Origin of the sequence: Blautia sp. KLE_1732_HM_1032, assembly GCF_025147905.1 — a bacterium.
GTDB classification, from domain to species: Bacteria; Bacillota; Clostridia; order Lachnospirales; family Lachnospiraceae; genus Blautia_A; species Blautia_A fusiformis.
On the sequence record NZ_CP102266.1, the window covers coordinates 3042594 to 3068345 of the forward strand.

The following is a 25752-nucleotide window of genomic DNA, read 5'->3' on the forward strand; positions in this document are numbered from 1 at the left end:
TTTATATCCTCTGCTGTCTGCGAATCATGATATAGATAACTACCGGTGCTCCGAAAACTGCTGTCACAGAACTGATGCTCAGCTCCGTCGGTGCAAATACAGTTCTTGCGATCAGGTCACAGAACAGGCAGAACACTGCACCGCCCAGAAAACAGGCCGGGATCACAAGCAGCGGTTTGGCAGTCTTCAGGAGACTTTTTGCAATATGAGGCACAGCGATCCCCACGAAGGAGATCGGCCCTGCAAAAGCAGTCACACAGGCAGAAAGAATACTGGAAAGCAGGATCAGAAGTATCCGGAAAGCCTTGATATTAACTCCCATATTCTGCGCGTAAGTCTCCCCCAGCTGATAGGCGCTGATCGGTTTTGACATAAAAAATACGATCACCATGGTAAGAAGTACCACAGCAGCCATAGTCTGCACATTCCCCCAGGTCATACCGGAAAAGCTACCCAGTGACCAATTGTGAAGATTGACTATGTTGGAATCATCTGCAAAGGTCACCACAAAGTCTGTGATGGCCGAACAGATATAGCCGATCATAACACCACTGATGACCAGCATGGACATGTTGTGGACTTTTTTTGCCACAAGGAGCACAAAGCCCATGGAGATCATTGAGCCTGCAAAAGCAGCCAGGATCATGGCACCGGAACCGATGGACACCGATCTGCTTAAAAAAAAGATCATCAGAAGCGCCACGATCAGCTTGGCACCGGAAGAGATTCCCAATACAAAGGGTCCCGCGATAGGGTTGTTAAAAAAGGTCTGCAGCAAAAATCCGGAAACAGAAAGTGCTCCGCCAAGGATGATCACTGCCAGTATCCTGGGAAGACGGATCTCCCAGACGATATTATAAGAAGTTTCATCTCCCTGATGCCGGAATATGATATTCAGGATCTCCTTCACAGAGAGGTGGATACTTCCGGAATTTACATTCCATATAAATAAAAAGATTAAAAGTACCGCAAGGATCACAAAAGAGATCCCGTATCGGACTGCGCGTTTTCTGTCATTCATTTTTTCTGGTACACTCCTCTTCTGTTTTGTTATCCTGTCCTTTCGTTTCCTGCTCACAGGTGGAAACTGGCAAAGGAGTTAAAGCGAACACTGGAATTTATTTCAGTTTATGCATATAGGTCAGCTCATCCAGAGAATCATCATCTGTAGTCAGCATGGTGTGGATATCCTCGATCATGGTTCCAAGTCCGGTAGTTTCCTGGAAGAGATTTTTACCTGTGCACCAGACATTTCCGTTCTTCACTGCCTTGAAATCTGCAAGAAGCTTACTTTTGGAAAGAAGCTCATCAATGGTCTTAAGTTCCCCGTCGATCGTACTGTTGTAGATGATATAGTCTGCATCCTTCGCCTTGGCATAAAACTCTTCCATCTGCATATTCATGGTGGAAAGAGCATTGTCATTTACTCCCGTATCCTCCGGAACATAATTTCCCCCTGCAAGAGAGATCATTTCTGAAACATAGTCGCCGCTTTTTCTTATATTTACCGCACCTACGGAGTTGATATAAAAGAACGCTACGGTCTTGTCTGTTTTATCTGCTGTGAGAACCTTATCCAGCTTGTCCGTCTGCTCTTTGAAAACCTTTTCTGCTACATCTTCTTTTCCCAGAAGAACTGCGTAAAGCTTCATCCACTCGGTCCTTCCAAGAGGATGACTCTCATAGCTGGAACGCTCTACCATTACAGGGATCCCGAACTGCTCCAGTTTCTCCTGTACCTCCGGATTGTGATGGATCATGGTGGATTCAATGGCAAGGTCACAGCCCTCGTTCAGGATCAGCTCGTAATCCGGAGCATTGTACTTGCCGGCATAGATCATCTTTTTCTGTTCCATGGCGTCCTTTGCTTCCTGGATATACCATCCGTCTTCCTTGGTTCCGGAAAGCTTGATGCTGTCAATCCCGTCGATAGCGCGGAAAAGATCCATGGCCGAGGTTGCTACCAGATAGATATTGTTTATGGGCTGCTGCAGAACCGCAATGTCAGGATCCAGCCCCTCCGGTGCTTTCTTGCCTTCGGGAACTACAAGAAACTGTCCTTCCTGATCAATGGTGAGCAGCGCATAGCCATCGTTGTAGTAATCCACATTAAATTCCTTTGCGTAGAAAAGATCCATACTGTGGTCAAAGGTAAGGCCTGGAATATCCGCAGGCTTATGTTCTGTCTCTGCTGCCTGCACTGCAAAAGCACACCCCAGGATCAGGGTCAGCGTCAGAAATATGTATGAAATTATTTTTTTCATTTTTCTTCCTTTTTCATGCTTGAAGAATCAAAATTCAGGGTATACTCAATCTCGTGAGGAGTACTCATGGCTACAGTATCTGCAGTCACTTCCATTTCTGCGTCAAAGACTGTGACCGGGATCTCAAATGTGGAGTTTCCGTCTTTGTTCACCGGCTCATATTTTTCGCCGTCCACGATCATGTAATCATAATTCGGACTGCTCCAGATGATGGTTGCCGTAGCTTCTTTGCCCTTGATCTCTACTTTAGCTGGAGATTCTACAGATGCTCTTCCTGTTCCGCCTGTAAGGGTTACATCCGTCTCATAGGTTCCGTCCTCCAGCTTCAGCTCTTCCGGTTTTTTCCCTTCGGATTTTTTGTCGTCAGAGGTTTTTACAGGATTCTTTACGCTGACTTTATGGTCGTACCATTTGCCTTTTTCTCCCAGGATCGCCACGTTAAATTCCTCACCAATGGCCGGTACCGGGATATCAAATCCGTAAACCTCCTCTGTATAACCATCGCTGTACTTCACTGTATCTGTGGTCGGCTCAATGATCTCTGCTCCGTCCTTCTGGGCATCCTCGGCAGTTCCCGCAAACAGGTTAACGATCTTCTTGGAAACCAGACTTACGTGGATGGTCATTTTACCATCTTTGACCGTGAGCTCTCCTTTTTTGTCATTGGCCTCATTTACATGAAACATGCTGCTGTCTGTACCAAACTCTGCTGTATAAACGCCATCTTCCAGGGTATCTGCTTTGGCTGCATCTGTATCCTTTTCTTCGGAAGCTTCTGCTTCCTCACCGGACTCTGTTTTTGTTTCATCTGTTTTTGCCATCGCAGGCACAGAGCCCAGCACCAGGACTGATGCACTTGCCATTGCAAGAATTAAGTTTACATAGCGTTTTTTCATGATAATCTTCTCCCTTCCATAGATACAGCAATCTGCCCGGAAAACAGTCTTCCTGATCTTTCCGGGCAGTTACATTGATTTCTTATAGGTATCTGAACTCACTCAGATATTTTTATATTTATTATTCTGCGGACTCCTCAGCAGAATCAGCCTCTGTATCTGCTGCTGCATCAGAATCTGCGGACTCCTCAGTGCTTCCCAGAGAATCGATGGCTGCCTTTGTATGCTCTACATAAAGCTTCTCAACTGCTTCGATTCTTCCAAGACCCTCGATCTGGCAGTCAACCTTATCGAAGTTTCCGGATGCTACAAACTGGCTCTTCCAGGAATCCTCCTCATCACCGGCCATATCGTTATTTGCATGGTCTCCGGCAACAACCATCAGCGGACGAAGAACAACGTTCTTGTATCCTGCTTCTTTTACCTTCTCGATAACCTTGTCGCAGGCTGTATCTTCCGGCTTACCCTCTACAGTACCGATGAATGCGTTCTTCAATCCAAGGTTTTCCATCTGTGTCTGCATCTGATCGTATGTAACGTTAGCTGTATGAGATGTTCCATGTCCCATGAATACGAATGCTGTGCCAGCCTCAGCTGCTGCATCCATGCTGTCAAATCCGGCCTCTTTGCAAGCCGTATCTGTGATCGCCTGAGCAACGGCTTTCTTGTCATCATTGATCACAGTTGCATCGTCTCCAACCTCACCGAGCATTGGCTCTGCGATAGCTACAGACTCGAATTTATCTTTATAGCCATTGATCGCTTCTGTCATCTCATCGTACTCAGCACCATGCATCAGATGGGTAGGCTGTACAACCAGATTCTTAACACCATTCTCTACTGCACGGTCAAGAGCCTGCTGCATGTTATCGATCACTTCATCATCTCTTGCCTCTACATGGTTGATGATGATCTGTGCTGTAAATGCTCTTCTTACAGACCAGTCCGGATAAGCTTCTGCAAGAGCATCCTCGATTCCCTTGACATCCTCTGCACGGCTGTCATTGAAGGAAGTACCAAAGCTTACAACAAGAAGTTCATTCTCACCGATCTCATCCTGGTTACGCGGATCGTCCTTGGAAGCATCTCCTGTGTCACGTCCGAAATAATCCGGATCTGCATTCTCACCCTCTACCAGTTCTTTCTGAGCATCTGTCAGAGCATCCCATGCTTCTTTGGCTGCCTTGCAGTCCTCATCTGTTGTGTCGTTTCTTTCCTGTACATAGATCTTGTCGATCAGAGCTGCTACATTATCTGCTGCTTCCTGATCTGCATCAGAAGCCTCTGTGGTATCAGCTGCCTCAGCGTTCTCTTCTGTAGCAGAATCCTCTGCTGCCATTGCTGTTGTAGCCGCACCCATAGAGCATGTCATGGAAACTGCGAGCATCAGAGCTAACATTGTTTTTCTTTTCATTTCTCATTGTCCTCTTTTCATGTATTTCCAGAATACTGATATGTACAAAAAAGCAGCAGCTCTCTGCGGCCGCCTGCTCACACATGATTCTCTGCGCAATACAAATACATAAAAAGAAGTTCTGTATTGTTATGGAGAATACCGATTCGTAAACCGCGAATCCCTGAATCTCACAATAAGGCAGTTCTCCTGACTTGGTTCCACGCTGCTTTCCCTTCCCGGTCTCCCAGTGGTTATAAAAGCAGCTCCCCTTTCACAGTGACGGTATCGTTCCGGATTCTCACCGGATTCTCTTTTGCACATCCGACTGGATGCAACCTTATCATTATAACATTTGCACATATTTTCTTTTACCTGGTTATCTAACTTTTACCACAAACTCATAAATTTGTCAAGATTGATGTCAGACGATTCACGGTTTTCTGTGATCTTCGCTCACCAAAAACACCTCGCGAAATATTACCAGTGAACAGTAACCGGTTTTCTCCCTGTATCTGTCAGTTATTATCAGAATACTTTCTCCAATATTCATGCACATCCTGCATAAAAAACAGCCCCTTTCTGTCATCACCCTGATATCAGAAAAGGACTGTCTTACACTGGATATTCGCAATCCGCTTCGCTACTTGCTCATAACAGATAAACTGCTTTGCAGTTTATCTGTTAAAATACTCCTGCTCCAGGTATCTGGCTACGTAGACTCCGCTGGCAGATGCATGGGACAGAGAATGGGTCACGCCGCTGCAGTCTCCGATAACAAAGAGACCCTTGTGGCAGGTTTCCAGATTTTCGTCGATCTCAACCTCCATGTTGTAGAATTTAACCTCCACGCCATAAAGCAAAGTATCGTCATCCGCGGTTCCCGGTGCGATCTTATCCAGAGCATAGATCATCTCGATGATGCCATCCAGGATACGTTTCGGCATAACAAGACTTAAATCTCCCGGTGTCGCAGAAAGTGTAGGTGTTACGAAACTTTCCTCAATACGGGCTTTTGTGCTTCGTCTTCCGCGGATCAGATCTCCAAACCGCTGTACCATAACACCACCGCCAAGCATATTGGAAAGTCTTGCAATGCTCTCACCGTATCCGTTGCTGTCATGGAACGGCTCTGAGAAATGCTTGGATACCAGAAGGGCAAAGTTTGTATTGTTGGTATGCTTTGCCGGATCTTCGTAGCTGTGACCGTTTACTGTGATGATACCGTTGGTATTTTCATTCACGACAACACCTCGCGGGTTCATGCAGAAGGTACGGACCATATCCTCAAACTTCTCAGTTCTGTAAACGATCTTGCTCTCATAAAGCTCATCTGTCAGACGGCTGAAAACCTCTGCCGGAAGCTCCACACGGACTCCGATGTCCACACGGTTGGAAAGAGTCGGGATCTTAAGCTCTGTACATACCGTCTCCATCCATTTACTTCCGCTTCGTCCTGCGGAGATGATACAGTAAGTTCCCTCGTAACGCTCATCTCCTACAAAAACTGCATAACCGTCTTCAGTTTTTTCTACTTTGTCAACAGATGCGTCAAAATAGAAGTCCACATGGTCTTTCATTTTTTCATAGAGGTTCTGAAGTACCACATAGTTGATATCTGTTCCCAGATGGCGGACTGATGCATCCAGAAGATGCAGGCCGTTCTGAAGGCAGAGCTTACGGATCTCGCTGTTTGTGGTAGAATAAAGTTTGGTTCCCTCACCGCCATGCATCAGGTTCAGTTTATCTACATATTCCATCAGCTCTGTAGCTGTATCCTTGCCGATATGCTGGTACAGAGTTCCGCCAAACTGATTGGTGATATTGTATTTTCCGTCGGAGAAAGCGCCTGCACCGCCAAATCCCTTCATGATCGCACAGGTTTTGCAGTGGATACAGGATTTTACTTTCTTTCCGTCGATGGGACATTTTCTTTTTTCCAGAGGATGACCAGCTTCAAAAACCGCGATCTTTTTCTCCGGATCATTATTCATCAGTTCATAGGCCGCAAAGATTCCACCGGGACCTGCTCCTACGATCAGTACATCATATTTCATAAATAAAAACTCCTTATCTTGTATTGCACATTTTCAGTGCTTTGTTTTTGCACAAACCCTGTCTATTCTACAATAAACGTGTTCAAAAGTCACCGTTTTTTTTCGGTTTTGGAAAAAAATCCTCAATCCTTCCGGAACCTTCCGATCTTAAGCTTTCTTCCATCTGTTTCCACGGTAATAGCACCGTTTTTCATGGTGTATTCCACCTGACTTCCGGCCTCTTTAAGCCGCTCTACGGTTTCCGGTGACGGATGTCCGTAGGTGTTGGTGAGCGAACAGGAAATGATCGCCACTTCCGGCTTTATTTTCTCAAGAAATGCTTCTGTGGTAGAATAACGGGAACCGTGATGTCCCACCTTCAGACAGTCAACATCCTCAAGCCCCCCGGCTGCCAGAAGCTTTTTCTCCGTATCTGCACCGATATCTCCGGTAAAAAGCATCTGAAAATCTCCAAAAGACAACTCCATCACCATAGCTTCCTCATTCACATCTTTTCCTGTGGCATTTTTCTCCGGCCACAGAACAGAAAAAGATACTTTGCCGCAAGGCAATTCATCCCCTTTTACTGCTGTCACGACCTTAACTCCGGCTGTTTTTGCTGCCTCTGCAAGCTCCCTCCACGCATCTGGTCTTTCCGCCCAGGCAGGCAGGATCAGATATCCGGCCCGGATGGTTGTAAGACCTTTTCCCATATATTCCAGAAGCTCCTTCACACCGTTGATATGATCCTGATCTGTATGGGAAATAAAAATCCCATCCAGCCAGGAAATCCCCTGACTTTTCAATGCCGGCAAAAGGCAGTATCTTCCAAGATCCGACTGGCTGCTGCTTCCTCCGTCAATCAGAAAATGGTGATCCTCCGGGGTCTCCACAAGAATACCGTCACCTTGTCCTACATCCAGGCAGATCACCTTCAGACTTCCTGCTGGATGATATCCCAGTATCAGGATTCCGACTGCCAGAAAAATACCGGCTGTTATCCGGATAGCATATAGCTTCCAACAACCTGCTTCCGCCCGCTCCTCTGATAACTCCGTTTCCTCACTGACTGCTTTTTTCTTCCGGAGCTGTTCTTTTATATACTGTCCCATAAACAGGACTATTATCAAAAAGCCATAATATACCACAATCTGCCATATTTCCGGCTCCCCTCCGATCCAAGTACTCCATCCTGATCTTCCTGCCAGACTGCAGAGATATTCATAAAAAAGCAGCAGTACCCTTGCCGGCAGGATTACCAGTTTTGCCGCAGGAATACTGAGAATTCCCAGCAACAGCGCCACCATTCCTCCAGTCAGCACTACCCCCACACTTGGAAGCACCAACAGATTCAGGATAAATCCGGCAATAGAGACTTCTCCGAAAAACTTCAGCATCACCGGCAGAGTCACAAGCTGAAGAGCTATAGGACTTACCAGTGCCTTTGTCCATTTTTTCTCCGCTCCTGCAAGGGCACAGATCTTTTTCGCAGCGAGCCCCATTCCCAGAACACAGCCAAAGGACAGAAGAAATCCACTGTCCAGGAGATAGGCCGGAGATTCCACAAGGATCATCATGGCAGTTACGGAAAGAGCACTCATCATATCATAGATCCGTCCGGTGATCCTGGCTCCCATGGCGATCAGAAACATAGTTACTGCACGCATGGTGGAAACACTCCCTCCGGTCATGATCCCATACTGCAGCATCACTCCCAGAGAAAAAATCCCGGCAGGCCAGATTCCCAGTCCCATCTTCTTTAGAAGGTTGTAAAGCCCCATTCCCAGAATACTGATATGAAGTCCGCTGATGGCAAGGATATGTATGATTCCGGCCAGCTGATAGCGCATCTGTGTTTCCGGATCCAGTTCCTGTTTGTCTCCAAGCGTCATGGCACAAAAAACAGGCGCATCTTTTCCTGCAGCTTCCTTCAGGATCTGTCTGCAGCTTTCTTTTATCTCCAAAAGGAGCTGCCTGTAGCCGGAATACACTGCTGTTTTCTTTTGGAGCACAGCGTTCTTCATAAAATAATAAATATGACGACAGGCATAAAAGTGTTGGCTGTCAAAGCCCCCCGGATTCGCAGGACCTTCCACTCTTTTCAACGTTCCCTTGACCAGGATCCGCATTCCCGGTTTCAGATTTTCTTCTTTTTTGAGAAATATTCTTACATTTTCAATTGGAAACTTTTTTGACTGATGGATAAGATATGTTTTTTTCAGATAAACAGACTGGGAAAATTCTGTGTTTTCATACTGTTCCACCTCCCCGCAGATTATGGAACCAGGGTGCGCTTCGATCTGCTCCTGCACATTTAACGGAAGGGGATTCCCCCTGATCAGAGGAATCCCCATAAGCTCCAGTGCGCCAAGACTCAGCACCATAAGAAAACACAAAAGACACATCGGCCTTTTCGCCATAAATGTTCTCCCGTTTTCTGATATTTTGAAATGTTTTATTTTTTCTATTCTTTTTTAGCCTTTGTGTGTGCCAGCAGGCTGTCGTTCCATTCATAGAACTTATAAAGCTGCATATTCTGGCCAAAGGTCACTTCCTTGTTTCCTTCGATGGAAATCTCAACTTTGTCCACATCCGTTGCCGCGATCAGCGTATTTACCACCGAATACACGGCAATCTGTTCCGAAACATCCAGCGCATAATCCTGAAATACGGAATTATAATCCACATAGCAGATTCCGTTTGCTCTCGTCAGGGAAAGTACCTCTGAATTCTCCGGTATTGTAGGATAATGTCCTTTTTCCAGCGGACCTCTTGCAAGCTGCTCCAAAACCACCGTAGCCTTCGGAAGATTTCGTCTGTAGCGGACACTTCTCTGTTCCGCTACCAGTTTATCTCCGTTTTTATTTGTGAAATACAGAGTAAAGGTGTCATAGCTGTACACATCCCCATCGGACCCGGAAAACTCCACAAAGGTGTCGTTGTTCATGGCTCCCACTTCTTCACCCCTGGTATCTGTCAGCGGCTTTTTACCCACATAGATCTCCACAGAATCCACTCCTGGAACCTGTAAAAAGATCTTCACTATACCTGCCCGCACCAGAAGTTCTCTGGTACGTGACATTTTATCATAGGCCTCATTGAATTCTACGTTCAGGACTCCATCCTGTATGGAATAAGAAGAAATCTTTACCCCATCCGGAAAAAGTGAAATTCCGTCTTCCCGGGTCTCACGGTTATTCAGACTCTCGGAAAAATTGCGCAGCATCACTTCTGTTGTTTCCTTCTCCGGAGTATATTTTTCTTCTTTCAGTCTCGTTTCATCGCTGTTGATATAATAAAATCTATACTGCTGTTCTTCGTTTTTATTTCTTCCCGACAAACCTATGAAAGCAACCAGACCAAAAAGGATGCAGGCAGCGGCCACACAGATGATCAAAATCGTTTTTTTCATGCTGTACCTCCTAGGACGGGATATAGGACAGCGGGATCTTCACGGTAAATGTGGTTCCCTCGCCCTCTTTGCTGGATACCTTGATGATCCCATGATGCATGGCTATAGAACTTCTTGTAATAGCAAGTCCAAGACCGGTTCCGCCGATCTCTCTGGAATGGGATTTATCCACACGATAAAAACGCTCAAAGATCCGTTCAATGGAATCTTCCGGTATTCCCAGGCCGGAATCTGCAACCGTCACATAGAAATCCTTATGATCCGCATCCAGTGTTACGCGGACCCATCCCTCATCTACATTGTATTTGATACCATTTTCGACCAGGTTACTGATGGCAAGGGTAAATTTCACCTCATCCACATCTGCCGTTACCGGTCGGAACGAATCCAGGATCAGGTCAATCCTTCTCTGATCTGCAATAGGACGGAGACGCTTCAGAATATTCTCCAGCAGCTCATTGATATTCATATTACGGATATTCATATCTGCTGCTTTTTTGTCCATTTTTACCAGGGAGAGCAGATCGGTGATGATCTTGTTCTCTCTGTCAATCTCTTCTGTGATATCAGAAAGAAATTCCTGATACAGTTCCTCCGGAACCCCCTGCTGTCCTACCAGCGAATCCGCCAGAACCTTCATTGAAGTCATAGGTGTCTTCAGCTCATGAGACACATTGGATACAAACTCCTGTCTGGATTCATCCAACGTCTTCATTCTGGAAAGCATCTTGTTAAATGCATCTGTGATCAAAGCTGTCTCTGTATAATCCGGTACCGAGATCTCCTCATTCTGATATCCGTCTGTAAGGTCCTCGATTGCTTTCGTTACCCTGGCAAATGGCTTCACCAGGATCGTGGAAAGAATATATCCCAGAAAAATGGCCAGCACTACAATGATACCGATGATCAGAATCCCTTTCTGCTCCAGTTCATGGATGGTTGCTGTCACCTCACTGGAAGATGCCATGATCATCATGGCACCCTGCACCTGTTTTACATCCGGACTTTTTACCGGAACTGCCAGGATCAGCTTCTGGCTGTCAGAGTCATATTGGTAGGCATCTTCTCCTTTAAAACAGTTCAATACTTTCTGGGAAACCAGAGTCCTGCCCTCATCCACGCCATAGGTATCCTTGATGATCCTGAAATCCCTGTCTACAATGAGAATCCTGCCACCATAGCTGTTGGACAGTAATTCCAGCTTGCTGTTCACCGTCTGAGAGCTGGTGTCATTCAGATAATTCTCCTTGATCAGCAGGTCGCACATGATGTCACAGATGTTCTCCATGCTCTGCACACGGTTGGCAATGGCACGATCTTCATAGTTGGCAATGACCATTTCCGTTACGATGACACTCGGTACGATTCCCAGTATGATCAGGATGATCAGAATACGAAAGCGGAGACTTTTGAAAAATTTGCCGTTCTTTTTGAACTTCACAGGTTATGCCTGGAAATAGTAGCCCACACCCCATTTGGTGTGTACATATTTCGGCTCACTGGGATTGGCCTCGATCTTTTCTCTCAGGCGGCGGATATGTACATCTACGGTACGGACATCTCCCGGATATTCATAGCCCCATACGATATTCAGAAGATTTTCTCTGCTGTATACCTTGTTCGGATTGAATACCAGCAGCTCCAGCACATCAAATTCCTTGGCTGTGAGGTTGATCTCTTTTCCGGAGATAAATACGCGGCGTCCTTCGCAGTCCAGCTTCAGTTCTCCGACTTCCACAGTCTTGGCCTTCTCCTGCTTGTCCTGTTTGCTGCCTGCACGGCGGATGATCGCCTTGATGCGGGCTTTGACTTCCAGGATATTGAAAGGCTTGGTGACATAATCATCAGCTCCGTATTCCAGACCCAGGATCTTATCCATATCTTCTCCTTTTGCTGTAAGCATGATGATCGGAACATTGGAAAATTCACGGATCTGCTGGCATACCTCAAGACCGTCCATTTTTGGAAGCATCAGGTCAAGAAGGATGATATCGTACTCTCCTGCTTTTGCTTTTTCCAGTGCTTCCTCTCCGTCATAGGCACAGTCCACTTCCATTCCGTCCTGCTCCAGACTGAAGCGAAGTCCCTTGACAATCAGTTTCTCATCATCTACTACCAATACTTTCCTGCTCATTTAGCGCTCCTTACTTTATTGCTATTTTATCCTTTATCTTCTCATAGGTTCCTTCTTTGATACCTGGTACATTCATGATATCCTCTGCTGAAGTAAAGGGACCGTTCTCTTCCCTGTAAGCGATGATCGCCAGGGCCTTGGACTCCCCTACACCTGTGAGAGTAGTAAGCTGGGATACATCAGCGGTGTTCAGATCGATCTTCTGCTCTGTGGAAGATGCAGTCTCGGCTTCACCGGAATCCTCTCCGGCGGATTTCTGTCCGCTCGCCGTTTCGGTACTGTTTTCTGCTGTGACTTCCGATCCATCCTGGGTAGCTGCGATCCGCTGGCTGTCCACCTCCGCCTGGGTAGGCACATAAACCTGCTGTCCATCGGAAAGTCCCTTAGCACGGTTGAGATAGCTTGCCGCAGCTTCCGGAAGATATCCTCCGGCCTGCTCGATAGCCTGAAAAACACGGCTGCCATATGGAAGCTCATAGACTCCCGGGCTGGTCACTGCTCCACATATATCTACATAAATGGTCTGAGGGGTGTCTGAGATCTCCGGCAGCTGTTTTTCAACCTCCGGAGCCGGTTCCTCCGCAGACTCATTCTGTTTCTTCTGTGATATATCTGCCGCAGCCCCTGCGGATTCCTTCCCTGATACTTCACTTTCCGTATCCTTCGGTTCTTCCTGCTCTGCATCCATTCCGGATGCTTCCGTACTTTCTTCCTGCACCAGTTCTTTCTCCAGAAATTCTGTTCTGTCATCCTTACAGCCTGTCAGCCCTGCCAGGATCTGTAACAAAAATATGGAAAAAACAAGCCGAACACTTCTGATATGTGATCTTATTTTCATAGGTAGGCGGTTCACTCCTTTCCGCCGATGTGGCGGCAGGTGCCCCGTTACTCATGCAAAACCATACCTTATTTTAACGAAGTATTACAAATATTACAATACTTTTATTTCTATTTCCATTTGAAAATAACCACACCTGCAATACAGATCAGCATTCCCAACAGCTTTCTCCACTGAAAATCTGCTCTTTCCACACCGAAAATCCCCAACAATTCTATAAGATAGGCCACCGCAAGCTGAGAAATGACAATAAGCATAACCGCCCGCGCAGGCCCCAGACTTCCCATACTCCGGATCACTGTGATAGTGATAAATGCACCGATCACTCCTCCGAGTAAATTATATTTAGCCTCTACCTGCCACAGCATGCCGATACTTTCTCTGCCTGTGAAAAACCATGCTGCCACACAGACCAGAAATGCAGAAAACTGTACCCAGCCGGTTGAAACCCACAGACTGGTCTGTTTTGTTACATTTGTGTTAAATACCCCTTGAATACTCATCAGTGCACCTGAGATCAGTGCTGACAAAAATCCCCACATAAAAATCCCTCCATATATACTCCATTTCCGATATTACTGCCGGAAAAAGGCGCTGCATATTTCTGCAACGCCTTTACGGTTTCTTATAATTTAGTTTATGTGATTTTCCTGCAATTATACACACTGCTGCCCTGTTTTCTCATCCGCATAATATTTATATACATGATCACGAAACGCTCTTTATTCCGGAAAATATTTTCTGAGATATATCCTTCCGGAAAACGCAATATGCGGCATCTCATAAAAAATGGCTGTTTTCGGACAGATCGGACGATAGAGTGGGTCTGCCACAATGATCCTGGCTGTTTTCAGCTTTTCTTCCATGGCTTCCTCGCCACAGATGGCTTCATCTCCCTTGCGCAAAAGTCCCTCTGTGATCTCCAGCGGACAGAGCAGCTGAACCTTTTTTCCGTATTTCTGCTCTATGACTGCTGCCAGGGAGCCCATGGTAACCGGTTCTCCGATGATGGTAATGTCCGGTACGGAAAAAAATACCTCATCTTTGTCGGGCATTTCCCTGCTTTCTCCTGAAGGGTCAGATACTGCTGACAAACTGTTCCTTCCCTGAAAATAGATTACCTGCTCCGGAGTTACTTTCCACAGTTCCTCCTGTTTCCCTAAGATCTGCCCTCCGCTTTCCTCTGCGGAGTCATCCTTTTTATTTACCCACTCTCCACAGGATCTATCCGCGATCCGCTCAAGTGCATCTGAAATCTGTCCCTCATAGCCTTCCACAGGAGTCCCCACGAGAAATGGCGTACCGAATTTTTCTTTCAGCACATTGGCCGCCGGGATTCCCACAGAGGATACCACAAGGTTTACCGCTGCTTCACCGGCACGGGACAAAGCTTCCAGCGTATCCCCCATAGCCCAGGTGGAAAGTATCTCCCAGCCATAGTTTTTCAGACGTTTTTTCATGGCATCTACTGCAGACTGCGGGCCAAGATCAAGGGGTGTTGCTCCAAGAAGATTTAATTTCCTGCTTCTCTTCTCTGTAGATCTTTCCGCAGATCCCGTCGGTACTTCTGAACACCTTCCTGTTTTCTCTGCTGCTCCTGTGAAATGTCCTGCGATTTCCGCCAGTGCCAGCCCTGCTCCGTATACATAGTCGTGCATGCCGCTGGTCGGAACCGAAAATACCGGAATTTCGGTCCTTGCTGTAAGTGCACGGGCCAGTCCCTGAAAATCTGTTCCGTTCATAAAGGGGATCGGTGAACTTGCAAGTGCAATAAATTTCGGTTTCAGCTCCTTTGCCGCCTCTTCGATATCTTGAAGAAATTTCTCATCATTTCCCATAATGGCATCGATATCCGTAAGACCTGAGATAAAGATCAGACTGTCCTGGTCGTACCACCGGATCTCATCATGGGTATTATAGGTAGAATTACAGCCGGAGGGATCATGCATCACTGTCATTCCTCCAAGCTCATACAACGCGGAGCAGACACCAGACACGTCTGCCGTGTAGATCGGTATGATCCGATATGCCTGTCTCATATGCAGCTTTCGCACCCCCATCCCTTTCGAACGATCAAATCCTCCGGAGCTTTTTCCTCATTAAATGCCTCCAGCATCAGCTGTGCAGTACGTCTGATCCCGTCAAAGCCCCAGAGCCCGCCACCCTGTACCATATTGACAAAATTCCGGCTTCCGGTAAACCAGGCTGCTTTTTGTCCGACGGCAAGGATTTTTCCGGAATGCTGCCGTGGCCGCACTCTCATCTCCGGGCGGACAGTCGAAATCAACATGAGTTCCGGGTAATTCTCCTTCAGCCAGAAAAATACTTCTTTTTCTTCCGGGCTGATACTGTCCAGAAAAACGGACTGTACCTGAAATCCATGCGTAAGGAGAAGCTTTGCAAGTCCCAGAGGTCTTGGATGAAAAAGATAATCCACAGCTACGGGAGTGTCACCGATGATCTGGTGTGCATGGAAAAGAGCTTCCTCGCATTTTCGGATCTCCGTTTCGATATCCAGGCCATTTTTACCGCCACTTTGCTGATCAAGCAGCTCCAGCAAATACTTTTCCTGCGTCTCTATCTCCTCATAGTCAAAGCTTCCGGGCAGGTATAAAAACGGCCTTCCAAGTCTCTCCGCCTGCTGCTGTACTCCGAATTTTCCTGCCGGATAACAGTTAAGGATCAGGCTTCCCTCTCCCAGGCTCTGATAATCCTCCCAGGTCTTACAGGCCGGTGCTTCCCGGAGACGGATTCCGTTCTTTTTCAGGATCCGGCAGATATCTGCACTCTCATCCAGAACAAAATCACTGCCTAGGACTGTGACACATTCCGGATCAGCTTTCCTCTCCGGTACTGCATCATACATGGCACGGCGCAGCTTCTGATCCGGAGTCGGACCTGTTTTCTGCATGACAGGATCCATAAAGCATCGCATAAAAAAGATCTCCGGAAATCTTTCTTCCAGTTCTCCGTAGATGCGGTCCAGATCACTTCCCAGAAAATGATGAAGACACACGGTAAAAAGCAATACTGCCTTTGGCTTCTCATCCAGCCGGTTCAGAATGTCCGTCACTCCTTCAATGGTCACATCCTCCAGATTTCCGCCCAGAAGGTCCTTTTCCTCCACGATCACAAAGGAAAAACGGTCTGCCGCATTCATCTCTGCGGCAGTCAGCACAACGCCACGCATGCAGTTATCCGCACAGACGTAGATCTGCCTTGCTTCTGGTACCAGCATTCCCGTATGTACGATATTCCAGTTTCCATGGACTGGTGAATTAAATTCCAGCCCCAGTTGAAAGGGAACCGGAAAAGAGGCTTCCTTTATAAATATTTCTGTTTTTCCCGAAAGCTCTCTGTTACCAACTCTTTTTAACATGAGCCTTCCTCCCTGCATGCACTCAGGATCTGCTCGGCCAGTGTCCGGTACTCCTCTGCCATCTCACAATCCGGATAGGCTTCCAGAAGAGTTTTTCCTCGATTCTCTGCTTCCAGGACCAGTTCACTTCTGGAAAGCGTTCCCACTACCCGCGTATGAAAATCCTCTGCCAGCTCCCGGACTTTTTCTTCCTCTCCCGGCACGTTCCGCCGGTTCAGGATCACGCCGCCAAGAGATGCATATCCTCTGTTTTTGAAATTATCCACTGCCATGGCAATATTTGCCCCTGCATGGATGGCCATGTTTTCTCCTGAGGTGATGATAAATACCTTATCTGCATACCCCTTTCGCATGGGCATGGAAAATCCACCGCAGACAACATCTCCCAGTACGTCATAAAAAACAATGTCCGGTTTATAGGTCTCATAGGCTCCGTTTTCCTTAAGCTTCTCGAGAGCAGTAATGATACCTCTTCCCGCACATCCAAGCCCCGGTGCAGGACCGCCGGCTTCCACACAGACTACACCCCCATATCCGATCTGCACCATATCCGTAAGCTTCAGCTCCTGGCGTTTTTCGTTATACAGCTCCAGCACTGTGGGAACCTTTTTTCCATGCCTGAGAAGGATCGTGGAATCTGCCTTGGGATCGCAGCCGATCTGCATCACTTTCATTCCTTTTTCCGCAAGGGCTGCTGCCACATTGGAAACCGTAGTAGATTTTCCGATGCCGCCCTTTCCGTATACCGCAACTTTTATCATTTTCTGTCCTCCGCTTTTGTGATCACATTGGAATATGCCGTTTTGGCGGAAACTCCACTGAGGTGGCCGATCTTTCCGGATAAGGAGCTGATCACATCCTGTGGTGCGTCAATGGCAATACTGATGATATTGATGCCTTTTTCCCGGTAAGGGATCCCCATTCTCCCGATAATATATTTTCCCGCTTCATGAAGAAAACGGTTGATATCATCGATCACGTCATTGTTTTCCACAATGATCGAGATCAATGCCACTCTTGTCTCCATAAGATCTGACTCTCCTTTCCGATATTATCAGCAGATCCTCGGCAGAAGCTCTCCTCCCGGCTGCGGAAGAAGTGCCTGCGTTCCGATCTCCGTAGTCATGACAACCTTTCCTGGCTGGTCTTCCGTAACTTCACCGATAATGGCTGCGTCCCTGGAATAAGGACATTTACGCAGTGCTTCCACGATCCTTCCTGCCTCTTCCTTTGGCGCCATGATCACCATTCGTCCCTCACAGGCCAGATAAAGCGGCTCCAGGCCAAGCATGCCGCAGACACCCTTTACCTCCGGAGCTACCGGAACAGCTGCTGCATCCAGGCGGATCCCTACGTTACTCTGTCCTGCGATCTCGTAAAGAACCGTTCCGACACCACCTCTTGTGGCATCACGGATCACATGAATGTTATGGGTGGCATCCAGTACATCTTTTACAGCTCCCCACAGCGGTGCGCAGTCACTTGTCACATCTGCGTCAATGCCGAAATCCTCTCTTGCCAGAAGGATGGTGCATCCATGTCTTCCCACATCACCGGTTACAATAATGGCATCTCCCGGTTTTGCCAGCTCACCGCCTACCTGAACGCCCTCCTGGATTTCACCCATTCCGGTTGTTGTGATAAACACACCGTCAACCTGACCTTTTCCTGCCACCTTAGTATCTCCGGAAACAATACGCACTCCGGCTTCTTTTGCTGTTTTTTCCATGGCTGCGGCGATCTCCTCCAGCTTCTCCATGGGAAAACCCTCCTCAATGACAAAAGCGCAGGTAAGATACATCGGTTTTGCTCCCATACAGGCAAGGTCATTAACGGTTCCGCAGATGGAAAGCTTACCGATATTTCCCCCCGGAAAAAATGCTGGAGAAACAATAAATCCATCGGTGGATACTGCCATTTTTCCTGCAGGCGGAACCAGCACGGCCGCATCATCGGCTGTGAGATCCGGGTTTGCAAAATGCGCTTTGAATACTTCATCGATCAGTTCTGAGGTCTGACGGCCTCCGGCACCGTGTGCCATGGTCACTGTTTTATTTTCCATAATATTATCTTCTTTCTATGCTGGGTCAAAGGAATTTCATATCGGTTTCATCCTGTCAGATCTTCCGGATACGATCCTTCGTTTGTACTATATGTAATGTATCATGTTTCGCAGTCCATTAAAGCGGACATCAGTTTCCATACATAAAATATGCGGAACATGCTCCTTCATTGGATACCATACAGGCACCTACCGGATGCTGCGGGGTACAGACCTTTCCGAATACCTTACAATCTGATGGCCTGCATTTTCCCTGAAGCACATCCCCACAGCGACAGGCCGGATTTGGCCTGCCCTGGATCGGCGGCACTGCATATTTTTTTCTGGCATCAAAGGCTTCCCACTCCCTCCGGAGCACCAGCCCGGACCCCGGGATTACACCCAGACCGCGCCATTCAGAATCGCAGGGCTCCATCAGTTCATCGATCAGCTTCTGTGCCTCCGGGCTTCCCTCACTTTTTACCACACGGGGATAGCAATTCACAAAGAACGGTTTTCCTTCCTGAAAACGTACCAGTGCAACAGCCAGTGCCGTAAGCAGCTCCTTCGCTGTAAAGCCTGCCACCACACCACTGATGCCTTCCTCTGCCAGATGCTCGCAGAGCGCAGTTCCTGTGATCGCATTGACATGTCCAGGATAAAGGAACACATCCGCACTGCCCTTTAATGCCTGATAAGCCTGGGGCATGGTCTTGTTTGCCACAAGGAGCGAATAATTGGAAAGTCCGTCCTCTCCGGCCTTTTTCACGGAAAGACAGCCGGCAGGCGTGGTGGTCTCAAAGCCAACGGAAAGAAATACCACCTGCTCTTTTGGATGCTCTTTCGCATATTTTTCTGCATCTGCCGGTGAATAGACGATCCGTATCCTGGCCCCTTCTGCCCTGGCATCTGCAAGGCTTTTCTTTGTTCCCGGTACGCGGACAAGATCACCGAATGTGCAGATCGTCACCTGTTTTTCCAGAGCAAGATAAACGGCCTCGTCAATAAACCCTACCGGTGTTACACAGACCGGACATCCCGGTCCTGAGATCAGCTCCACCTGCGGCGGCAGAAGCTTGCGGATTCCCAGACGGAAGATCTCGTGGGTATGTGTTCCGCAGACCTCCATGATCCGCACCGGCGGTCCCTGATATCCTTCTATAATCTCTCTTGCTGTTTTTTTCCTCTCTTCCATCACAGCAGTTCCTCCATCAGCTGGTCTGTCTCTTCCTCGTCATCATCGGTGATCTTTGCAATGGCAACACCTGCATGCACCATCACATAATCCCCCGGCTCCAGGTCTCCCAGGAGCTGGGCGGAAACCTCTCTCTTTGCGCCGCCTGCATCCACCACTGCTGTTCCGTCACTGATCTTTACTACTTTTGCTGATAATCCTACACACATATCTGTGCCTCCCATCCTGCATTTCTGCTGTATGCTCCATGCGTTATCATAAAACATTTATGATCCGTATCTGCATGATCTCGTCTATATTTATCTGTGCCGCTGCACATAAGCCATCCCATACACCGCCTGTCCCAGTGCGATCCCTCCGTCATTCGGCGGGATCAGGCTATGCTTCAGAACTTTAAACCCCATTTCCGTAAGGCCGTCATCTACCAGCTCCAGAAGCAGCCGGTTCTGAAAGACACCGCCACTTAATGCCACTTTCCGGATTCCGGTCTGCCGCTCTGCTTCCTCACAGGCTGCAAGGATCTCATCTGCCAGTGCCCGGTGAAATCCATAAGCCAGCTTCCCGGGATCCTCTCCTGCAAGCCTTGCCCGGACCAGATATGCAACGATCTCACCTGTATTTAAAATAAATTTTCGTTCATCTTCAGACGCTTCTGAGATGCCTGTGCTTTCCGGAATGTCTTCCTTTTCCGACATCCGTATCTTCAGATTTTCTTCCGGATTTTTCTTCTGCATCTCCCGCTGCTTTCTCCAGGCCTCCGCCGCAAATTCCAGTGCTGTGGACGCTTCTCCCTCAAAGGTGGACGCTCTCCGGATCCCCAGGATCGCACTGACTCCGTCAAAAAGTCTTCCTGCACTGGTGGAAGTCACGGCATTGATCTTCCGCTGTGCCATAGTCACCAGTACCTTTGCTTCCTGATCTGTGCAAAGTCCCAGTTTACGGACAGTGTCCAGGGTTTTTTCCAGATTTCCCATATTCTTCCAGATCAGGGAAACGGCGATCCGCCAGCCTTCTTTTGCGGAAATATCTCCGCCAACCTGGACAAAGGGTTCTATACTTCCAAGCCTTGTAAATCCCTGACAGTCTGCAACCAGGAGCTCTCCGCCCCAGATGGTCCCATCGGTTCCATAGCCTGTTCCGTCAAAGGAAACCCCTATCACCTTTTCTTCGCAGTCATTTTCTGCCATGCAGGATAAAATGTGTGCATAATGATGCTGCACCCTCAGAACCGGAAGCCCTAGCTCCTCTGCCACCACTGTGGAATTATATTTAGGGTGAAGATCACAGACCACTACCTCCGGCTGCACCTCCAGAAGTGTTTCCAGCCGCCCGATCGTTTCCTTCAGTGCTTTTACCGTTCGAAGATCCTCCAGATCTCCCACATAAGGGGAAGGATAAAAACGGTTATCCACACCAATGCAGAAGGTGTTCTTAAGTTCTCCACCTGCTGCGATCACCTGGCCCTTCCAGGGTGTGGAGACCATAAACGGAAGAGGCGCATACCCGCGGGAACGGCGGATCATATAGGGTTCACCCTTATAGAAATCCATCACCGAATCGTCGGCCCGGATACGTATCTTCCTGTTGTGGGAAAGAATGCAGTCACAGAGATGGGAAAGCTCCTCTGCCGCCTCCTCATCATCTCTGCAGATCGGCGCCCCGGAAGTATTTCCGCTGGTCATTACCAGAAGCCCGGGCATCCGGATCCCATCATCGTAATGAAAAAGAAGCAGCTGAACCGGTGCATAGGGAAGCATGACACCCACCTTGGGATTCCCGGGTGCAATGCTCTCACAAAGCCCCGTTTCTCCCGGCAGCTTATCCAACAGCAGGATCGGCTTCTGATGACCGGTAAGGATCTTCTCCTGTTCCTCGCTGACCTTACAGATCTTCTTCACAGTTTCCATATCCTGTGCCATCACTGCAAAAGGCTTCACCGGACGCCGTTTCCGCTGCCGCAGCCGCTGTACAGCCTCCTCACTGGTAGCATCACAGCAAAGGTGAAAACCACCGATCCCTTTGATGGCCACGATCCCGCCGGAAGCAATGATCTTCCTTGTATAAGTGATAGCCTCCCGTCCCCGTTCCTCTCTTCCCGCTAAGTATACCTCAGGGCCGCAGTCATTACAGCACACCGGCTGGGCATCATAGCGTCTGGTATCCGGGTTATGGTACTCATCCGCACAGGAGGGACACATGGGAAATTCCTTCATACTGGTCCGTTTACGGTCATAAGGAAGCGAATCCAGGATCGTCAGTCTCGGACCGCAGCAGGTACAGTTGATAAAGGGATGAAGATACCGCCTGTTTTCCGGGTCAAACATCTCCGCCTTACATTCATCGCAGATCGCGATATCCGGGGAGACAAAGATTTCCCCCTTTGTCTTCTCACTTTCGATGATATCAAACTGTGTAAATTTCTCCGGCTCCTCCACCGGTTCTTCAAGAAGCTTCAGGATAGCTGCACGCTTCGGTGGCTTATTCCCGATATCTGCGATAAAGGCATCCACATCCTGCTGCTTACCCTGAGCAAAAATCTCCACATAGGGTCCTTTATTGGACACACTGCCACGGATTCCTCTTGCCATAGCATGACGACTCACCGTAGGGCGAAATCCCACTCCCTGTACGATCCCGTAAACACGGATCATTTTCGTAATTTCCCGCTCCATATGTTTCTCCATTCCCTGCAACTGTTTCCACTGATCCGGCTGCAGCATGCATGTAACTTTATGTCCTGCCCTTATGGTCTACCTGCATTTTCCGGATACTGCAAAATGCACTGTATCCACAAACACTCCTGAAAAAGCCTTTGTCATCCGCTTCATACATGGATCTGCAAAGATCACGTCATATCCGCCCTTCTCTGCCAGTTCCATGTAATCTTCCTCATCCCTTAATGACACATCGCCCTCCTCCAGGAGATCTTTTTCCATGGAAAACCAGCTTGCCACGGTGAGCTCTCCGTCCGCACCACGTTTCCGTAGCTCCTCTCTTATGGAACCGGCCATCACCTGCTGCTGCACGATGAGAATCTTTTTTCCTGTATAATCCATATCAGGAACCAGCTCTTCCGCCAGAGGATATCCCACCTCATAAGGTGTTCCGAAGGTTTTCTCCAGATATCTGGCACATTCCAGTGCCGCAGGAGAAACCACGATATTTTTTTCCGCAGAGGAGGCTTTTTTTACCTCATCAAGCCCGTCTCCCATTCCATAACAGACTGCTCTCTGTCCTCTGGTACGGAATTTTTCACGGATCTTGTCTGCTGCTTTCAGGTCACTGACATCCTGAGGTGTCATTCCGAGAACTCCTGTCTTACCAGCCTCCACAGGCTGCTTTTCCCGGGCAAAGGCTTTAAAAAGCTCCAGATAAGCCTTCCGCTCTCCCGCATCATAAAGCTCCATTCCGTTGGTATTTACTGCAAGCACCGGAAGACCTGTTTTCTTCTCGCACATCCGCCGCAGTGCCTGATGATCCGTTCCGATCACAGCAGGTACCGGTGTTCCGATAATGGCTGCAAAGCCTGCCTCCACCTTTTCTGCTGCATCCACAAGCTTGGCAACCAGGCGGTCATCCCGTCCCAGGATGGCATCCATATCCCGAAGTCCTGCGCTGAATACCGCACTTTTCTGTTCAAACCATCTTGGTTCATCAAAGCCGCAGACATTTCCCGCACATCCTCCTGCATCACAGATCACGATGATCCCGCCAAGCTCATACAGCACTGACACGGCTCCGGACTGATCCGGTGCAAAGGGTGTCAGATATTTCCGAAGTCCTCTCATACCTTTTCTCCCTTCTGCAAAACTTTCTCTGTCAGTGTTTCAAACAGCCTGCGTACCCCCGCATAGCCATAGGGCTGCCGGTCCTGATTCCACACGGCATTTGGCTGATCCCGGTGATAATATCCTGCATCCTTTCCTATAGTAAGGTTCACTCCGCTCCCGGACGGATCGTAATACAGCATGGTGGGTTCCATATTGGAAAAAACCTTTGTATCCGGACTCAATTCCGCAAGATGCCGTATGTATACAAAATTCTCGGCTGTGATGGTTCCGTAGATCTCCGGCACCCGGAAACCATACCGCACCAGGGCAAGGGCCAGCTCAAAGGGATCTCCGTTCATGCACTCCCCCACTGCAAAGGACGCATCCGGACAGACCTCCCGGAATCGCTCCACTGCCTCTTCTGCTGCTTTTTTATACACTTCCTGGTCAAAAGAGACTCCAAGAACCTGTCCCAAGGCACGATACTGATTTTCGATCTTATCTGTCTGGTAGAGCCTCCGAAGCTCAATAAAAGGAATCTTCAGCCGGTCATGAAAATCCTCCGCTGCAAACCTTGCTTCCGGATGAAGCACCAGATTAAAATTGGCCTGTGACATGGTCTGATATTCTTCATAATCCTTACATCGTGAGATCTCATGGATGGTCTTTACGCCTGCCTGCTGCAGCAGCTCATACATCTCGCAGTCATCAACCAGCGGCGAAAAAAATCCCAGAAGATTGACCACATTTCCCTTTTTCTTCTGTGGCTCAAGGAGTGAGTATAAGGACTGGCGCACATGGACCATAGGCGGCTTTCTGCCCTCACGTGTCAGTGCGTACATGTAACAGGGGCGCACCGGAATATCCACCTTTTCCTCTGCCTTTCGGCAGACACGTTCCATATCCGTTCCCAGAAGTGCATCCACACAGGTGATACAGATCATCACCACAGACGGCTTCTTCTCACAGCAGTCGCAGATCTCTTTTACCGCTTTCGGGATCTTTTTCAGGTGACGGCCTGTAACAATATCCGTCTCGTCCATCATCAGATAAAAAAATCGATCATTGTACTCCGGCATGGAGCTGATAAGAGAAGTATTTCTTCCGCAGCATCCCGGTGCCACGATCAGCATAATGGAATCCGGCACTGCAAGCCCGGCCCGCTTTACGCCAAAGCCCTCCGCTCCCGGAGAGTTAAATGCCAGAGTTGCCGGAGAGCTGTAGATCAGATGCTTCCCGGAGAGCATCTGCGGAGGGATCGCTTCCAGCCCGCCCCGGGCCAATTCTTCTGCAGTTGCAAAATATGCTTCCTTTTTCATATATCCTCCTTCTCCGTTTCTTCACTTTCCAATAGCTTCCTGGCCAGTGCAAAAAATTTCTCACTGATCTCAGAATTTTCATCTCCCTCGATCACCGTTTTGCCCTGATCCTCCCATCGGATGATCTCGTCACTTCTCGGGATCTCACCCACGATCGGGATATTATTTTTTTCTGCAAAAGCATTTACTTTTTCCGTTTCATTCTCCACATTCCTGTGATTCAGCACGATTCCGAAGATTCTCGCATAGCTTCGATCCTCAAAATTCCGCACAGCACTGGAAATATTATTGGCTGCATAGAGTGCCATTTTCTCTCCGGATGTGACAATGAGTACTTTTTCCGCATAGCCCTCCCGGATCGGTGCCGCAAAACCGCCGCATACTACATCTCCAAGAACATCGTAAAGCACTACATCCGGCTTCCAGGTCTCAAAAAGCTTCAGATCCTCCAGAAGCTGAAAGGTTGCGATGATACCTCTGCCTGCACAGCCAAGTCCCGGCGTGGGGCCGCCGGTCTCAATGCAGAGGACTCCACCAAACCCCTCCTTTGAAATATCCTCCAGCTTTTCCGGCTCCTCATCCTCTTCCCGCATATAATTCATTACCGGCCGCAGAGGTTCTCCCCCAAGAAGATTGATGGTGGAATCCGCCTTGGGATCACAACCGATCTGGATCACTCTTTTCCCCATGGCTGCAAAAGCCGCCGCCAAGTTGGACGTCACTGTAGACTTTCCGATACCGCCCTTTCCGTATACTGCTACCTTCAGCATAAAATCCTCCCTAATTCATTCTGTCCGCTCCCGCAGGTATTTTTCATAAAAAAAGCTCTTTCACGCACAAGGTGAAAGAGTCCCGTATTCCGCTCACAAAACAAAGTCAAGCGGATATTCGCGATCCGCATTTGCCGCTTGTTCATAACCGAATAACGGCTTCGCAGCTGATTCGGTTAAGCTGTGCCGGATGAACAACGATTCCTGCTCGGATATTCCTTGCCGTCAAAGTCTGTTTCCTGCTGTATTTTGTTTTAATGTCTCATCCGGATAGAAAGAAAATATTTCGTTCCGTCTGAATTTTT

General features: G+C 48.2%; 22 protein-coding genes and 1 riboswitch. All 22 genes read right to left on the reverse strand.

Translation table 11 applies throughout. The features are described from left to right. Window position 1 precedes the first annotated feature (1 nt). The 22 genes from NQ489_RS14520 to NQ489_RS14625 all read right to left on the reverse strand — a co-directional run bounded on the left by NQ489_RS14520 (window position 2) and on the right by NQ489_RS14625 (window position 25447). Window positions 2–1021 carry a FecCD family ABC transporter permease gene (locus NQ489_RS14520; protein ID WP_044961544.1) on the reverse strand — a complete coding sequence of 340 codons (1020 nt, stop codon included), beginning with the start codon at window positions 1019–1021 and terminating at the stop codon, window positions 2–4. A 97-nt stretch (window positions 1022–1118) separates the two neighbouring features. Next, entirely contained in the window at window positions 1119–2264 is a 1146-nt protein-coding gene (locus tag NQ489_RS14525) for an ABC transporter substrate-binding protein (RefSeq protein ID WP_021651561.1), read from the reverse strand. Then, window positions 2261–3160 carry a hypothetical protein gene (locus NQ489_RS14530; protein ID WP_021651562.1) on the reverse strand — a complete coding sequence of 300 codons (900 nt, stop codon included), beginning with the start codon at window positions 3158–3160 and terminating at the stop codon, window positions 2261–2263. The genes NQ489_RS14525 and NQ489_RS14530 overlap by 4 nt, the downstream gene beginning before the upstream one ends. Before the next feature lie 121 nt (window positions 3161–3281). Beyond that, the gene (locus tag NQ489_RS14535; RefSeq protein ID WP_015525974.1) at window positions 3282–4574 is read right to left on the reverse strand and encodes a sirohydrochlorin cobaltochelatase; all 1293 of its coding nucleotides are present in this window, start codon (window positions 4572–4574) and stop codon (window positions 3282–3284) included. Between the two features lie 162 nt (window positions 4575–4736). Next, a riboswitch (cobalamin riboswitch) is annotated at window positions 4737–4911 on the reverse strand. Between the two features lie 319 nt (window positions 4912–5230). Next, window positions 5231–6610 carry an NAD(P)/FAD-dependent oxidoreductase gene (locus tag NQ489_RS14540; protein WP_015525975.1) on the reverse strand — a complete coding sequence of 460 codons (1380 nt, stop codon included), beginning with the start codon at window positions 6608–6610 and terminating at the stop codon, window positions 5231–5233. 122 nt (window positions 6611–6732) lie between these two features. Further along, window positions 6733–9009 carry a DNA internalization-related competence protein ComEC/Rec2 gene (locus tag NQ489_RS14545; protein ID WP_021651565.1) on the reverse strand — a complete coding sequence of 759 codons (2277 nt, stop codon included), beginning with the start codon at window positions 9007–9009 and terminating at the stop codon, window positions 6733–6735. Window positions 9010–9053: 44 nt separating this feature from the next. Next, complete coding sequence (locus NQ489_RS14550; protein ID WP_021651566.1) at window positions 9054–10001, reverse strand: GerMN domain-containing protein; 948 nt, start codon at window positions 9999–10001, stop codon at window positions 9054–9056. A 10-nt stretch (window positions 10002–10011) separates the two neighbouring features. Then, the gene (locus tag NQ489_RS14555; protein WP_021651567.1) at window positions 10012–11442 is read right to left on the reverse strand and encodes a sensor histidine kinase; all 1431 of its coding nucleotides are present in this window, start codon (window positions 11440–11442) and stop codon (window positions 10012–10014) included. Between the two features lie 3 nt (window positions 11443–11445). Beyond that, window positions 11446–12135, reverse strand: coding sequence for a response regulator transcription factor (locus NQ489_RS14560; protein ID WP_015525979.1), 690 nt, complete (start codon window positions 12133–12135; stop codon window positions 11446–11448). A gap of 10 nt (window positions 12136–12145) precedes the next feature. Beyond that, the gene (locus NQ489_RS14565; RefSeq protein ID WP_227945545.1) at window positions 12146–12973 is read right to left on the reverse strand and encodes a helix-hairpin-helix domain-containing protein; all 828 of its coding nucleotides are present in this window, start codon (window positions 12971–12973) and stop codon (window positions 12146–12148) included. Window positions 12974–13083: 110 nt separating this feature from the next. Further along, window positions 13084–13515: a DMT family transporter gene (locus NQ489_RS14570; RefSeq protein WP_021651570.1), complete on the reverse strand. Its 432-nt coding sequence runs from the start codon at window positions 13513–13515 to the stop codon at window positions 13084–13086. 180 nt (window positions 13516–13695) lie between these two features. Next, a complete protein-coding gene (locus NQ489_RS14575) occupies window positions 13696–15012 on the reverse strand; it encodes a nitrogenase component 1 (protein WP_021651571.1) in 1317 nt (438 codons plus the stop codon). Then, window positions 15009–16352, reverse strand: a complete 1344-nt coding sequence (locus tag NQ489_RS14580; RefSeq protein ID WP_021651572.1) for a nitrogenase component 1 — start codon at window positions 16350–16352, stop codon at window positions 15009–15011. The genes NQ489_RS14575 and NQ489_RS14580 overlap by 4 nt, the downstream gene beginning before the upstream one ends. Next, window positions 16346–17113 (reverse strand): nucleotide-binding protein, encoded by a 768-nt coding sequence (locus NQ489_RS14585; protein ID WP_021651573.1) that lies wholly within the window; start codon window positions 17111–17113, stop codon window positions 16346–16348. Before NQ489_RS14585 ends, NQ489_RS14580 begins: the two co-directional genes overlap by 7 nt. Continuing rightward, window positions 17110–17379: a TM1266 family iron-only hydrogenase system putative regulator gene (locus NQ489_RS14590; protein ID WP_021651574.1), complete on the reverse strand. Its 270-nt coding sequence runs from the start codon at window positions 17377–17379 to the stop codon at window positions 17110–17112. The genes NQ489_RS14585 and NQ489_RS14590 overlap by 4 nt, the downstream gene beginning before the upstream one ends. A 27-nt stretch (window positions 17380–17406) precedes the next feature. Then, window positions 17407–18414, reverse strand: coding sequence for a hydrogenase expression/formation protein HypE (gene hypE / locus NQ489_RS14595; protein WP_021651575.1), 1008 nt, complete (start codon window positions 18412–18414; stop codon window positions 17407–17409). Between the two features lie 130 nt (window positions 18415–18544). Beyond that, window positions 18545–19588 carry a hydrogenase formation protein HypD gene (hypD, locus tag NQ489_RS14600; protein WP_021651577.1) on the reverse strand — a complete coding sequence of 348 codons (1044 nt, stop codon included), beginning with the start codon at window positions 19586–19588 and terminating at the stop codon, window positions 18545–18547. After that, window positions 19588–19797, reverse strand: a complete 210-nt coding sequence (locus tag NQ489_RS14605) for a HypC/HybG/HupF family hydrogenase formation chaperone (RefSeq protein WP_022426401.1) — start codon at window positions 19795–19797, stop codon at window positions 19588–19590. Before NQ489_RS14605 ends, hypD begins: the two co-directional genes overlap by 1 nt. Window positions 19798–19887: 90 nt before the next feature. Beyond that, window positions 19888–22260 carry a carbamoyltransferase HypF gene (gene hypF, locus NQ489_RS14610; protein WP_044961555.1) on the reverse strand — a complete coding sequence of 791 codons (2373 nt, stop codon included), beginning with the start codon at window positions 22258–22260 and terminating at the stop codon, window positions 19888–19890. 78 nt (window positions 22261–22338) lie between these two features. Continuing rightward, window positions 22339–23376, reverse strand: a complete 1038-nt coding sequence (locus tag NQ489_RS14615) for a nitrogenase component 1 (protein ID WP_021651579.1) — start codon at window positions 23374–23376, stop codon at window positions 22339–22341. After that, window positions 23373–24677, reverse strand: coding sequence for a nitrogenase component 1 (locus tag NQ489_RS14620; RefSeq protein WP_021651580.1), 1305 nt, complete (start codon window positions 24675–24677; stop codon window positions 23373–23375). The genes NQ489_RS14615 and NQ489_RS14620 overlap by 4 nt, the downstream gene beginning before the upstream one ends. Continuing rightward, window positions 24674–25447, reverse strand: a complete 774-nt coding sequence (locus tag NQ489_RS14625) for a nucleotide-binding protein (RefSeq protein ID WP_021651581.1) — start codon at window positions 25445–25447, stop codon at window positions 24674–24676. The genes NQ489_RS14620 and NQ489_RS14625 overlap by 4 nt, the downstream gene beginning before the upstream one ends. Between the last annotated feature and the right edge of the window lie 305 nt (window positions 25448–25752).